The sequence below is a fragment of the Ochrobactrum sp. PL_is483 genome (assembly GCF_055816855.1).
In genome coordinates this window covers 180388-193262 of sequence record NZ_JBVPGS010000031.1, presented here as the reverse complement: position 1 = coordinate 193262, position 12875 = coordinate 180388, and the positions used below count along the sequence as shown (strand labels likewise).

Here is a 12875-nt window from a genome sequence, read left to right as displayed (position 1 = left end):
GGAAAAGGCCGGTTTCGTGACCGGCCTTTCAAATCGTGCTCCTACTTGAACAGCAGCGGCAAGGTGATCGGCATGCGCGCCTTGGCAATGGCTGCTGGCGGGGCAGGCACCGGCGAAGCCCGACGCGCCGCTTCCAGTGCAAGCTGGTCCACGTCTGGATTACCCGACGAACCGGCCAGACGAGCCGAAAGCACATTGCCCGAAGGATCAATCACGAAAGTAACCTGAACAAGTCCCTTGGCATTCCGCGATTTGCGCTGCAGGAAACGCACATTCCGCGCCATATGGGACTGGAGTTTCGATGTCCATTTGGCGGAACTGACACCAGCGGATGCAGAGTTTTCGCCTCTGCGATTGGCTGCGGCTCGCGCGCCGTTGTCAGCATCCATCTGCGGCGCAGCGGCCTGACGGGTTTCCGGTGCTTTTTCAGCCTTCTTTGGCTTCAGCTTTTCGGCCTTGGGCTGCTTGGGCTTTTCCGGCTTCGGCTCGCGTTTGGGCTCCGGCTTCACTTCCGGCTTTTCAACCGGCATAGGCACCGCAACTTCCGGCTTTTCGGCCTCGACCACATCCGGGATAACTTCTTCCGGTTCCTGAGCCGCCTGCGGTTCCGGCGCAGGCTCGGGCGGCGTCGGTTCTTCCTGCACGGGTTCCGGCTGCGGGGCAGGTTCCGCCTGTTCCTGCGGCGCTTCAGCGGTTTCCGGCTGGGCTTCTTCCGCAACCTGCTCTTCCATCGGCGCTTCCGGCTCCGGCGCAAGTTCCACCACCATGGCGGCAACCTGCGTGCCATCGGGCTGGTCTTCCTCCTGTGCCATGTGGATGGCATAGGCACCGGCGGCATGAACGGTCAGAACGAGAATACCCGCGCCGAGCCAGCGCCCCGCATCATGCCAGAAGGAATGATGGTGAACGTCGGCTGAAGCCACCTTTATCGGGGGATGCTCGGGCGGGAGTGCATTCATTGCGCGGCTCCCTGCGGTGCCGGCAAGGAAGGTGCCGTTCCAGGTGTCGCAGCCGCCGGAGCGGTTCCGGTGGCGTTTGCGCCAACGGTTTCAAGCCCCACCAGCGCGATCTTCAGGTAACCCGCTTCACGCAGAAGGTTCATCACCCGCATCAGTTCGCCGTAACCGACATTCTTGTCGGCGCGCAGGAAGATGCGCGCTTCCTTGTTTTTTTCCGACAGGACGTCGAGCGCTCCGCCGAGGCGCTCGCGCTCCACCACATCGTTGCCGACGCTGACGCTGAGGTCTTCTTTCAGGGTCACATAAAGCGGCTTGTCGGGACGCGGCGCAGGCGCCGCCGTCGAGGCAGGCAGGTCCACCTTCACGTCAACCGTGGCCAGTGGTGCCGCCACCATGAAAATGATGAGCAGAACCAGCATGACGTCGATGAACGGCGTCACATTGATCTCGTGGTTCAGCTCGAGATCGTCGCCGCCGCCTTCGCGAACTTTACCAGCCATGGCGCCTACTCCGCTGCGTGCAGCGTGCCTTCACGCACACCGGCCGTTCTGAAGTCGAGGTCGCGGCTGACAAGGCGCTCGACGCCAGCCGAAGCATCGGCCAGCAGCGCACGGTAGCCGGTGATCGAACGGGCGAACACGTTATAGATCACCACGGCGGGAATAGCCGCGACGAGGCCGACGGCCGTTGCAAGCAGGGCTTCCGCGATACCCGGCGCCACGACAGCGAGGTTGGTCGTCTGCGCCTGGCTGATATTGATGAACGAGTTCATGATGCCCCAGACCGTGCCGAACAGGCCGACAAAGGGCGCGACCGAACCGATGGTCGCCAGAATACCAGTGCCCTTGGAGAGGCTGCGTCCGGCCTTGGCTTCGATGCGCGACAAGCGCGAGGAAACGCGTTCCTTGAGGCCTTCGCCGCCAGCGCGGGCAAGCGCCGGACCCGAAAGCCGAACCTCGTCTTCCGCCGCGCGGACCAAAACCGCACCCGGTCCCTTGGCATCTTCCAGCGCGCGGGCAGCTTCGGCAAGCGTCGCCGAATGGCCGATGATTTTCAATGCCTTGCGGGCACGGCTGCGCGCTCCGGCCAGCTCCAGCGACTTGGCGACCCAGACCGTCCATGTGGCAAGCGAAGCCAGCGCCAGACCAATCATCACCGCTTTCACGACCCAGTCGGCAGCCATGAACATGCCCCATGGCGACAGGTCGTGCGGCAGGGTCAGGCCATTGTCGCTCTCAACAGGTGCAGCCGTCTGCGACTGGACCAGTTCAGGCGAAGGCGATGCAGCCGGAGCGGGACCGGAAGGCGCTTCGACAGCCGGGGCATTCGTCGGAGAGGATGCATTTTGCGCCGTGTTTTGCGCCAATGCGGAAGTTACGCCCAGCAAGCCGATGACCATAGCCGCAGCCATGAAGCCTTTTCGCCAGAAACCAGTCATTTTGTTCGCCTTTTGATTGTTCAAATCCGCGCGCACATGACCAAACCTTCATGCAGGCCGTCGCGCCGCCTGTTGGGTTTCTTCTTAACTCCCAATAACATGATGACGCAAGTCATGTTTTTGTTTTGAAGGCATTTTCATCATGCCAAATTGGGGTCCGGGAATATTTTTCGGCTCCCGCCCTTTTGCCAGTTGCACATTCGCGTCAAATCAGACCTGATAGGATGACCGAAGCGCTTCGGGATTGGTTTTAAAAACAAATTCCGGCGCGGGGGAGGATATGCAGTTCCGCGCGAAGCGGAATTGAGCCGGACTCTGGAGGGACATGCCAATGATGCTCAAGGATATCCAGACGCTTGAACATGCGGCGCGCACTGCCATGGCAGGAAATGACGATCCGCTGCCGGTACAGCCGCGCTCGCTGAAGCCGAAGCATGTCGGACTGGCCTTCATCATGCTGGCTGGGGCAGCCTATCTACTGCTCGCCTGAATAAGGCAAAATATCAACCATAGGCTGTTGTCATCACATTTTTGCCATGAAAAAGACGGCAGATTCATAATTTTGACGCTCGAATAACACGGAATTTGAGCGGAACTGAACGCGTTTCCCCTCGTTTTTTCTGCTGTTGACGGCGAGATTGGCTCTCGCCTTCGGTTTGCCTTAATTACCGACAGGAGTTTTCATGAAACGATTTCTCGCCTCCACGGCTCTTGCCGCGCTGATCGCCCTGCCCGCTTTTGCCCAGGACCGTTCGCCGATTTTCTCCAATGAGAAACAGGAAAAGCCGATCGCCAGCGAGAATGGATATTTCGTTGCATCGCCGGGCCAGCTTCTTGTGTCGGGCTTCATCGGACAGGCGGTCTATAACGGCCCCTCGGACAATGCCGCCAATATCGGCACGGTCAATGACGTGATTCTCGGCGCGGATGGCAGCCCGCAGGCGGTGGTGATCGGGGTCGGCGGTTTTCTGGGCGTAGGCGAAAAGGATGTCGCCATCGGCTTCGACCATCTGTCCTGGGTGGTCCGTGGCGACGGCGAGCGCTGGCTGATCGTGGATGCCACCAAGGAACAGCTCGAAAAGGCACCGGCCTTCGACCGCAATGCGGCTTTCGCAGCAGATGGCGCGCCGCGTGCCGAACCGCCCGCCGCCGAAAAGACGATTACGACGCAAAAGGCCGACAGGCTCATGCCCGAGGGCATGAAGCCGGTGCCGTCGGAAGGGCTGAGCGCCGACAAGCTGATTGGCGCGACGGTTTTCGGCGCGGATGAAACAAAGATCGGAACGGTGGGCGATGTGCTGATGTCCGCCGACGGCCAGACCGAGGCTTTCGTGGTCGACGTGGGTGGTTTCCTTGGCATCAATTCCAAGCCTGTGGCCGTTTCCATCGCCAATCTCGACGTGGCGACCGGCAAGGACGACAAGGTGAATGTCTTCACGCAGTTCACCAAGGAACAGTTGCAGGCGCAGCCCGCCTATTCGGAAGCAGCCTACAAGAAGGACCCCGAAAGCACGATCCTGCACGGCGAAGCGGAGTGACACCCCGATTTAGTCTCCCTGATTTACGCCGTGATTTACCCCCTGATTTACCATGACTTGCAACAGGCGGCTGGCCGTGTTGCCGCCACTGGCTTCGCATGCAACCATTAGGCCAGCCGCACGTTATCCGGACAACCCATCCGAACGATAACCCGTGAATGAACAGGAGAGCCCATATGGCGCGTGCATCCGCGAAAACGAGCAGGATCGAAGAGAAGATCGAGGAAGCGCTGACCGATGCCAGCGCGCAAGACCTTCAGGCGCAGGTCGAGCAACTGAAGGAAGATATTGCCGCCATCGCGGCGACACTGGCCAATCTCGGTTCACAGACGGTCCGCGATGCCAAACGCAGCGCGAAGGAAACCTACAAGAGCGCTTATATCCAGGGCGAAGACGCAATCGATGATCTGCGCAACAAGGCGCAGGATCTCGAAGCCCAACTGACGGCAACGGTGCGTGAGCGCCCGATTACCTCGCTCGCCACCGCACTCGGCATCGGCTATCTGCTGGCCCTGCTCTCCCGCCGCTGAGGCGCGCCATGCTGAAAGCCCTGATGCCCCTGTTGTCTGCCATGGCAGGCGAAGAACTGAAATTCGTCGCGGGTCAAACGAAACGCGCGGCGATTTTCGGCGCAGCCATCGCGATCTTCACGATCATCGCAATCACCTTTTTCTGTGTTGCCGCTTTTCTGGCGCTTGCGCAAAGCTATGGCGGACCGCTGGCCGCGCTCATTCTCGCTGGCCTGTCGCTGATCGTGGCGCTGCTCATTCTCGCGGTGCTGAAAATTCAGGCGGCTGCCGAGGCGAAAAAGCGCAAGCAGAAAATGGAAGCGGACAAGTCGGCCATGATGGCGGCGGCGGCAATCGCAACCGTACCCGCCATCCTCAAGCGGCCCATACTGGCCGCCGCCTTGCCGCTTGCGGGCATCGCTCTGGTTTCGCTGCTGTCGGACAAGAAGAAGCGGGATTAGAAATCAGTCCAGTGGACTGATTTCCCCGCATAGGCGTTCCACACTTTTGGCTTGGAAACGCCCTCGGCGAACCTCACAAGGCTCGGTTGCCCGGCGGGAAGGCCGCGTCTTTTGCCGCGAAAGCGATCCAACAGGCGGGTAGCAGCAATGCCAAAACCGACCAGGGGAGCCAACCGATATCGGCGTGCTCAAGCAACAGGCCGCCGACGATGCCTCCACCCGCAATCGCCAGATTCCAGACTGTGACGATCATCGACTGCGCTACATCAGAAGCCCGCCCCGAAGTATTGGCGGCTGCCGTCTGAAACAGGGTGGCGGCGCCTCCGAACGCCAATCCCCACACGCCCGCCGCCAGCCAGAACAGAGCGGGCACCTCGCCCCCGATGCCAAATATGAATGCGGCGGCGGCGAACAGCATGATGCTGGCAAGCACCAGCGCCCGCAGCCATCGGCCGACCAGATAACCGACAATAACGATCCCTGCGATTGCCGCCAGCCCAAACATCAGCAGAACGACGTCGAGTTTCCGCTCCAGCCCCGCAGGAACCACGAGCGGAGCGATATAGGTATAAAGGATGTTGTGGGCCAGAACGAACAGCAGGGTAACCATCAGCACTGACTTGATTCCACCGATTGCCAAAGTGCCCCTGATGGAAGACCGGTCATTGATCGCCGTGCCCGGATAAGCGGGCACCTTTGCCTGGACCCACCCTATCAGAACCGCGGTGAGCGCGGTCATCAGCAAAAATGTACTGCGCCACCCGATGACGGAACCCATCAGGGTTCCTGCCGGAATTCCCAGAGACAAGGCCAGTGGCGTACCCACCATCGCAACTGCGATCGCGCGCCCTTTTTGCTGGTCTGAAACCATGCGCGCCGCATATCCGGCGATCATCGCCCACAACAGCCCGGCGCAAACGCCTGCAAAGAAACGTGCCAGGAGCATGATAGCGAAGCTCCCGGTGATCGCCGTTATCGTGTTGACCACCGCGAAGCCCGCGATGGCGCAAAGGAGAAGCGGCTTGCGCGGGAAATGCTGGGTGGCCGCGGTTAGCGGCATGGCCGCCACCAGCGAGCCGATGGCGTATACCGTAATGAGTTGGCCGGCAACGGAAGGGGTGACGCCTAGCTCCACGCTCATTTGCGGAAGAAGCCCCGCTGGCAGGGCCTCGGTCAGGATGGTGATGAAACCAGCCATGGCAAGGGCAAGAAGGGCTGACATCGGAAAGCGAGCATCGTCCGCCCTTTCGCCCACCGTGCGGTGGTCCAAAGTCGAATGGGCCATGGTGTTCAACCCTTCTGTCCGCGTTTGGGCAGAACCAGATCGCCGACGCTATATGTATGGAATTCGCTGGTCGAGACGGCATCCAGCTTACGGAATTTTTCAACGAAAACCGGATCGGAAAAGAACTCGTCTACATTGCCTGCACCCTGAATTGCTTCAATGTTGACCACGGTCAGCCCGTCGGTGCTCTTGGCAAGATTGCTCCAGAGAAACCCCGACTTTCTCTCCGCCACGTAGTGGACCACGTCCTGAATGATTTGAAACGCTTCATCCTGCTTGCCCGGATGGGCATGAATGACGTTGACAATAAAAGTGGTTGGTTCGGGTGAGGCGCAAAATCCGGCGGCGAATTTCATATCCATGTGTCTTCCTCTGATGAAAACCGGCATTGGCTGCCGTGAGAGGCTTGATATGGACTGTGCGATACGGGATAAATGGTCTGGTATTCCAGTAAGAGCGGAAAATTATTCCTCAATAGGATAGACATGGACAAGCTTGGTGCGTTGGGCATTTTCGTTCAGGCGGCGGAAGGCGGCAGCTTTGTCGCCGCCTCTCAGCGGCTGGGTCTCTCCAGCTCGGCGGTTGGCAAGGCAATCGCGCGTCTTGAACAGGAGATGGGGGTGCGCCTCTTCCATCGCTCGACGCGCAGCATGACGCTGACGGAGGAAGGCAGCTTTTTTCTTGATACCTGCCGGCGTATTCTGTCTGAACTGGATGCGGCGCAGGCGCAGCTTTCACGGTCCCGCAGCAAGCCTCATGGCCTGTTGCGCGTGAGTTTTCCGCTGACGGGCGTGCTGCTGATGCCGGCGATATCGGCATTCATGAAAGCCTACCCCGAAATCACCCTCGACCTCGATTTCACCGACCGGCTGGTTGACGTGATCGAAGAAGGTTTCGATGCCGTCGTCCGCACCGGTGAAATGCGTGACACGCGATTGATGAGCCGCAAACTTGGCTCCTTCCGGCACCGGATAGTGGCCTCGCCTGAATATTTGCAAAGAGAAGGCGTGCCGCTGGCGCCTGAAGACCTGCGACGTCATCGCTGCATGCACCACCGATATGCCAATTCGGGCAAGCTGGAGCCATGGCCGCTGGCCAGGGACGGCAAAGACCTGCGTGTCACGCTGCCGACAACGACGGTGGCCAGCACGCTTGAGCCGCTGATCCACCTTGCCGAGAACGGTTTTGGCATAACCTGCTTGCCCCATTTCGCAGTGGCCCAACAGATAAAAGAGGGGAAGCTGGTATCGATCCTCGACGGTTTCACGGCAGAGGCGGGTATCTTCCGTATTCTTTGGCCGACGAGCCGTTATCTGTCACCGAAGATTCGCGTCTTCGTGGACTTCATGGCTGATAATTTGTTCACGATGGAGCGAGCCGGGCTTGCGAGCGAGAAAGCAGAGTGAAACACCAATCCGTCGCCTCGCTCTCAACCGAGACAATCGGTTGAGGCTCCACATCGGGCGAAGCGCCTATGTGCCGACCGACCTTTCGCCTTCTCCAAGGAGCGACGACAGGCGGACGATCACTCTGGTTCCCACCCCATCATCCGTCTTGCAGTAAACCGGCTTTTCACCGAACTGCATGCAAAGCTGCTCGATGACCAGCGTCCCCAGGCCGTTCTTTTCGCCGGACTTTTGCTGATCCGCGTCCAGGCCCACGCCGTCATCTTCCACAATCAGCACCGGGACAGTCTCTTCACCCGGCTTCAGGCTGATGCGGATATGCCCTTCCGGACGGCCCTTGAAAGCGTGCTTGATCGCATTGGTGACAAGCTCGCCCAGAATGATGCCGATTGTCGTCACGTCGCGCGCCTTCAAATCGAGCGGCGCGAAATCGGTGGAAAATTCGATCCTGCGGTCCTGACCGACAGCATTTCGGATGTCATCGATGACGGTTTCCAGAAACTCGTCGAGGCGGGCTGTTTCCATATCCTCGCCCAGACGCAGGCGCCGATGCGCCGTCGATACGGTCTGGACACGGTCGCGGGCGGCGGCAAGGGCGGCACGGGCATCCTCGCTGCGCGTCTGCCGCATCTGGAGGCCAAGCAGGGATGAAACCGTTGCCAGCGAATTGCCGATGCGATGGTTGGTGTCCTGCAACAGCAGCTCGACCCGCTGGCGCTCGCGCTCGGCAATGCGGCGCTCTTCTTCAAGCTCGGCGGTGCGTTCCTTCACGCGCTGTTCCAGCAATTGCTTTTCCGACAGAAGCGCCGTCTGCCCCTCGAACATGGATCGCGCATAGCGCTGCACGCGGCTGAACAGCAAAAGCGCCAGCATGGCAGCCGATGCCAGCGCCACGATGGAGGTCGCCGTCATCCAGTAGCGCATGCGGTTGATGCGCTCATTGCGTTCCAGAAGCTGCTGTTCCTCCGCGTCGATGAATTGCGTCACCGTGCTGGCAAGCTGGTCCATCAGCACCTTGCCCTCGTCGCCGCGCACCTTTTCAACCGCCGCCGCCACATTGCCCGACCGGGCAAGGTCGACCGTCTCGCGCACATCTTCCTGTCCGCGCTCGACCAGCGCCCGGATCTGCTTCACCCGCGCATCCTGCACCGGGTTCTGGCCGGTCAGGGCTTCCAGCGCTTCCAGCGTGTTGTCGACGCTCAGGATCGTGTTGCGATAGAGATCGAGATAGCTCTCATCGAGCGTGAGAAGATAGCCGCGCCGGCTCATCTCCATATTGCTGGCAAGGCGCGCAACCTTGTCGACCTGCTGGCGCAGGGCGTAATTGCGGGAAATATCGACGACCTGATGGTTGACGCCGGACGACAGAAACAGCGTCATGATCGCCGACAGCAGCACAAGGCCAAGCGACACGATAACCGCAACCGGCTTCGATGACGATCGGAGCAGTTTTTGCAACAAGGCCGATGGCAAGGACGCAACCCACAAACAGACAATCACTTTGCCGACAAGAAATATCAGCAAATACTAACCTACAGTTGACTGAACAAAAAGCAATCGCCGCAGGCAAAAACAGCAGGCTCGGCCCGCTGCACTTCAAGCCCCCTTTCCGGTGGGAAAGAGGGCGAAATTATCGGGGATTACGCAAAACTTCGCAAGGTCGCGCGCGATGAATCGGCATCGGGACCGTAATCGCTTTCGCCCTCGATCTTGAGAATTTCCTGCAAGCGCGTGCGGGCACGGCTGACACGGCTCTTGATGGTGCCGACTGCACAGCCGCAGATTTCCGCAGCTTCCTCATAGGCAAAGCCCGACGCGCCGATCAGAATGATCGCCTCGCGCTGATCGTCAGGCAACTGCTCCAGCGCGGCACGGAAATCCTGCAAGTCGAGCGTGCCGTATTGCGAGGGATGCACGGCGAGCTGTTCGCTGAACACGCCATCGGTGTCCTGCACCTCGCGGCCGCGCTTGCGCATCTGCGTGTAGAATTCATTGCGCAGGATGGTGAAGAGCCATGCTTTCATATTGGTCCCCATCTCGAAGGACTCCTGCTTGGCCCACGCTTTCATGATCGTATCCTGGACGAGATCGTCTGCCTTGTCATGCTGGCCGATCAGCGACACCGCAAAGGCGCGCAAGCTCGGCAGCGAGGACAGAAGTTCCCGCTTGAACTGCGCGTTGCTTTCAACCGACGGACCGGGTGCTGTGTTCACGCATACTCTCCTGTTCAGCCTGATCGAGTTTTTCAAGAAGATCGAGGAAGCGATCCGGGATCGTCTCGTCCTGTATCGAGGCGTACAGTGCCTTCAGTTTCAATCCGACTTCACAATTTGGTCCCAATACATCCTTCTGAACGCGGCGGGGTGACCTGACCCCGGCTCCGTTCATGTGAAGGTTTTCTTTTTCTGCCATATCTTGATCGTTCCGGGCTGACTGCCCTACCCTATTAATCTAAGCCCCTGCTTCAGCGGGAAATGCGCAGGTTTCCAAAAAGTTCCCGAATATATTTCTCCGTCACGGAACTTTTTTCCAAACGTCCCGTTTAGAGTACCATAATGCTGCGCTCAAGGGATGGGTGGAGAGGGCCGGTTTCGGTCCGCCCGAAATGCATAAATGAACGAAAGCGGCAGTTGAGGAGTTCCATTACCATGACGTTATCGACGCGTATCGCGCCGCATCTTCCCTATCTTCGTCGTTTTTCCCGCGCCCTTACCGGCTCGCAATCGTCCGGGGACGCCTATGTGGCGGCTGCCCTCGAAGCCCTGATTGCCGATGTGAGCATATTTCCGGATGCTTCATCCGACCGGATCGGGCTCTATCGTCTTTTCTGCGATCTCTACAAGACGGCCTCGGTCCGCGTGCCGGAACCGGCATCGGATTTTGCATGGGAACAGCGTGCGGCAAGAAACCTTTCCAATATCGCCCCCTTGCCGCGACAGGCATTCCTGCTTGTGGCGGTGGAAGGCTTTTCCGACCGGGAAGCCGCCGAAATTCTCGAACTGGACGACGCTGAACTGAGCCGCGTTCTCTCGGTCGCATCGGCTGAAATCTCGCGCCAGGTGGCAACGCGCATCATGATTATCGAGGACGAGCCGCTGATCGCGATGGATATCGAGCAGATGGTGGAAAGCCTTGGTCACGAAGTGGTGGGCATCGCGCGCACCAGGGATGAGGCGCTGGCGCTCTACAAGCAGGAAAAGCCGCGCATGGTGCTGGCTGATATCCAGCTTGCCGATGGAAGCTCGGGCATCGATGCGGTGAACGAAATCCTGCAAAATGACACCATACCCGTCATTTTCATCACCGCCTTCCCGGAACGGCTGCTGACGGGCGAGCGGCCAGAGCCAACCTTCCTCGTCACCAAGCCGTTCAATCCCGACATGGTGAAGGCCCTGATCAGCCAGGCGCTCTTTTTCGAGGAAGCCTCGCAGGTCGCGGCCTAGAGCATTTCCGAGCAAGACTGTGAAACGGTTTTGCGTGCGCAAACACTCCCGAAAGGCAAAGAACTTTCGGGGGTTCGGTTGCGGGTTTCGCCATCTATTCGCCCGGTCACGCCGCCTTACGGCACGTCATGAGTATTTAGAGTTGTGAACGCGTTAATTCTCCCGGAAGCACGGAACAAATACGGTCTTGATCCCGTTATTCTTGCACACAATAAAGAGGAGACCGAACATGCTTTATTATGCGCTCGTATTTCTTGTGGTAGCACTTGTGGCAGGTGCGCTCGGGTTCGGCGGCATCGCCGGTGCGTCGGCTGGCATAGCGCAGATTCTATTCTTCGTGTTCCTTGCCCTGCTGGTGATTTCGCTCATCGCCTCGGCGATCCGCAAGGCATAACCGGCACAAAATCAAAGGCAGTTTTTGACCTCCTGAAGCACCAGCCTATATTACGTCTCAATGGAAATAACCGCCGCATGAGCCATGCGGCGGTTTACCGGTTTCAGAATTCGGGCCAGCCAAACTAGGCAAGTCCAGGGATCGAATGATGATTGCTCGACCGAGATCCGTCAGCCTGTCAGTGAAAATGGACGCCATGGCACGTAAACTTCCAATCAGCATTTCCGGGGTTTTAGGGGTGTTGCCCAGGGGCGGATCGAGTGCGGTTGCGGGATAATCGAGGCAGACATGGCGGCTGGCGCAAAATTCAACCTGCAAGAAACCGAACCGGACGCAGCCCGTTTGCGGGCTCTGTTGCGAGCCGTGCGCAACAGCAATGTCTGCGTTCTCTATCAGCGGCCCGATCTCCTCTATTCATGGGGAGAAAATATCCCGCTCTACTGGCAGGAAAAGTGGAAAGTCGGCGGAAGCGACTGCGATTTCATCTTTTCCGCCGCCCTGCACAAGCTCGACAGCGCCAAGCAAGCGGCGCTGGCCACGGGCGAAGCGCAGAATGTGGAAATCGCCATCAATGACGGCGACAAGCTGCGCTGGATCGAATTTCACGTCGATTGCGACCGCGACGATGAGGGCAATATTCTGGGCCTCGTCACCACCGCCATCGAAATCAGCGAGTTAAAGCGGCGCGAACAGGTGCTGAAGACGCTCTTGCGCGAAGTGAGCCATCGCTCCAAGAACCTGCTTGCCATCGTGCAGAGCATCGCCAGCCAGACCGCGCGCTTCACCGACTCCATCGATGATTTCCTGCTGAAATTTCGCGGACGCATCCAGTCGCTATCCTATTCGCAGGACCTGGTGACCGATTCCAACTGGCGCGGCGCGTTGTTTCGCGATCTCGTGCATTCGCAGGTCGAGAAATATATCGACGTTACCGATGAACGTGTGAGCATCGAGGGAGACAACCCCTATCTTTTCCCCGGCGCGGCGCTGCATGTCGGCCTCGCGCTGCACGAGCTGGTGGTGAATGCCACCTCCTTCGGCGGCCTGTCCATACCCTATGGCCGGGTGAGGATTTCCGCCAGGGTCACGCATGTGGCCAGCGGCGATGACAGGCTGGAATTCCACTGGGAAGAGACCAATCCGGCAATGCCCGAGGTTTTCGAGCACGATCCGCGCTTTGGCAGCGCCGTGCTGCAGCGCATCGTTCCCGCCTCCGTCAACGGCCATGCCGATTATCGCATCGATGGAACCGGCGCTATTTATTCCCTTATCATCCCGACAGAGCAGTTCGACGCCTGAACGAGGCCGAAATGAAAAAAGCCGCCATGGTCCGGCGATCAGCCTGAACCACAGCGGCTTGCTCTGAATTTGCGGAACGCCTGCTGCTTGATGTTGACATCAGCGCGGCATTCTCGCCGCTCGCCTCGTGCGGGGAGGTTGAG

At 59.2% G+C, this 12875-nt stretch carries 16 protein-coding genes; 8 read left to right on the top strand and 8 right to left on the bottom strand.

From position 1 onward, the window contains the following. Window positions 1-41: 41 nt before the first annotated feature. From AC0TNJ_RS08450 to exbB, 3 genes are read right to left on the bottom strand one after another with little or no spacing between them, the layout of a single operon-like run. Window positions 42-959, bottom strand: a complete 918-nt coding sequence (locus AC0TNJ_RS08450) for an energy transducer TonB family protein (RefSeq protein ID WP_473770817.1) — start codon at window positions 957-959, stop codon at window positions 42-44. Continuing rightward, complete coding sequence (exbD, locus tag AC0TNJ_RS08445; RefSeq protein WP_473770816.1) at window positions 956-1459, bottom strand: TonB system transport protein ExbD; 504 nt, start codon at window positions 1457-1459, stop codon at window positions 956-958. Before exbD ends, AC0TNJ_RS08450 begins: the two co-directional genes overlap by 4 nt. Window positions 1460-1464: 5 nt before the next feature. Next, window positions 1465-2433 carry a tonB-system energizer ExbB gene (gene exbB / locus AC0TNJ_RS08440; RefSeq protein WP_473770815.1) on the bottom strand — a complete coding sequence of 323 codons (969 nt, stop codon included), beginning with the start codon at window positions 2431-2433 and terminating at the stop codon, window positions 1465-1467. 295 nt (window positions 2434-2728) lie between these two features. Between exbB and AC0TNJ_RS08435 the strand changes: the two genes are divergently transcribed. The 4 genes from AC0TNJ_RS08435 (at window position 2729) to AC0TNJ_RS08420 (ending at window position 4905) form a co-directional block, all read left to right on the top strand. Next, on the top strand, window positions 2729-2887 hold the full coding sequence (locus AC0TNJ_RS08435; RefSeq protein ID WP_473767312.1) for a hypothetical protein: 159 nt from the start codon (window positions 2729-2731) through the stop codon (window positions 2885-2887). Between the two features lie 193 nt (window positions 2888-3080). Beyond that, on the top strand, window positions 3081-3935 hold the full coding sequence (locus AC0TNJ_RS08430) for a PRC-barrel domain-containing protein (protein ID WP_473767313.1): 855 nt from the start codon (window positions 3081-3083) through the stop codon (window positions 3933-3935). A gap of 176 nt (window positions 3936-4111) precedes the next feature. Next, window positions 4112-4465 (top strand): ElaB/YgaM/YqjD family protein, encoded by a 354-nt coding sequence (locus tag AC0TNJ_RS08425; protein WP_473770814.1) that lies wholly within the window; start codon window positions 4112-4114, stop codon window positions 4463-4465. Window positions 4466-4473: 8 nt separating this feature from the next. Further along, the gene (locus tag AC0TNJ_RS08420; RefSeq protein WP_473770813.1) at window positions 4474-4905 is read left to right on the top strand and encodes a hypothetical protein; all 432 of its coding nucleotides are present in this window, start codon (window positions 4474-4476) and stop codon (window positions 4903-4905) included. Window positions 4906-4978: 73 nt separating this feature from the next. Here the strand turns inward: AC0TNJ_RS08420 and AC0TNJ_RS08415 are convergent, their stop codons facing one another. Together AC0TNJ_RS08415 and AC0TNJ_RS08410 are read right to left on the bottom strand one after the other, a co-directional pair. Continuing rightward, window positions 4979-6190: an MFS transporter gene (locus AC0TNJ_RS08415; protein ID WP_473770812.1), complete on the bottom strand. Its 1212-nt coding sequence runs from the start codon at window positions 6188-6190 to the stop codon at window positions 4979-4981. Window positions 6191-6195: 5 nt separating this feature from the next. Beyond that, on the bottom strand, window positions 6196-6552 hold the full coding sequence (locus tag AC0TNJ_RS08410; RefSeq protein ID WP_122000363.1) for an antibiotic biosynthesis monooxygenase: 357 nt from the start codon (window positions 6550-6552) through the stop codon (window positions 6196-6198). A gap of 123 nt (window positions 6553-6675) precedes the next feature. Between AC0TNJ_RS08410 and AC0TNJ_RS08405 the strand changes: the two genes are divergently transcribed. Then, a complete protein-coding gene (locus AC0TNJ_RS08405) occupies window positions 6676-7596 on the top strand; it encodes a LysR family transcriptional regulator (protein ID WP_473770839.1) in 921 nt (306 codons plus the stop codon). A gap of 66 nt (window positions 7597-7662) precedes the next feature. On the opposite strand, the gene AC0TNJ_RS08400 is transcribed toward AC0TNJ_RS08405, so the two are convergent. The 3 genes from AC0TNJ_RS08400 to AC0TNJ_RS08390 form a co-directional block, all read right to left on the bottom strand. Continuing rightward, complete coding sequence (locus AC0TNJ_RS08400) at window positions 7663-9069, bottom strand: sensor histidine kinase (RefSeq protein ID WP_473770838.1); 1407 nt, start codon at window positions 9067-9069, stop codon at window positions 7663-7665. 167 nt (window positions 9070-9236) lie between these two features. Next, the gene (locus AC0TNJ_RS08395; RefSeq protein WP_006467673.1) at window positions 9237-9809 is read right to left on the bottom strand and encodes an RNA polymerase sigma factor; all 573 of its coding nucleotides are present in this window, start codon (window positions 9807-9809) and stop codon (window positions 9237-9239) included. Next, window positions 9781-10008, bottom strand: coding sequence for a NepR family anti-sigma factor (locus AC0TNJ_RS08390; protein WP_122000361.1), 228 nt, complete (start codon window positions 10006-10008; stop codon window positions 9781-9783). Before AC0TNJ_RS08390 ends, AC0TNJ_RS08395 begins: the two co-directional genes overlap by 29 nt. 236 nt (window positions 10009-10244) lie before the next feature. Between AC0TNJ_RS08390 and AC0TNJ_RS08385 the strand changes: the two genes are divergently transcribed. The 3 genes from AC0TNJ_RS08385 to AC0TNJ_RS08375 all read left to right on the top strand — a co-directional run bounded on the left by AC0TNJ_RS08385 (window position 10245) and on the right by AC0TNJ_RS08375 (window position 12732). Beyond that, entirely contained in the window at window positions 10245-11039 is a 795-nt protein-coding gene (locus AC0TNJ_RS08385) for a response regulator (protein WP_122000360.1), read from the top strand. A gap of 229 nt (window positions 11040-11268) precedes the next feature. Then, window positions 11269-11433 carry a DUF1328 domain-containing protein gene (locus AC0TNJ_RS08380; RefSeq protein ID WP_006473348.1) on the top strand — a complete coding sequence of 55 codons (165 nt, stop codon included), beginning with the start codon at window positions 11269-11271 and terminating at the stop codon, window positions 11431-11433. Between the two features lie 288 nt (window positions 11434-11721). Further along, a complete protein-coding gene (locus AC0TNJ_RS08375; RefSeq protein WP_162997273.1) occupies window positions 11722-12732 on the top strand; it encodes a PAS domain-containing sensor histidine kinase in 1011 nt (336 codons plus the stop codon). Window positions 12733-12875 lie beyond the last annotated feature (143 nt).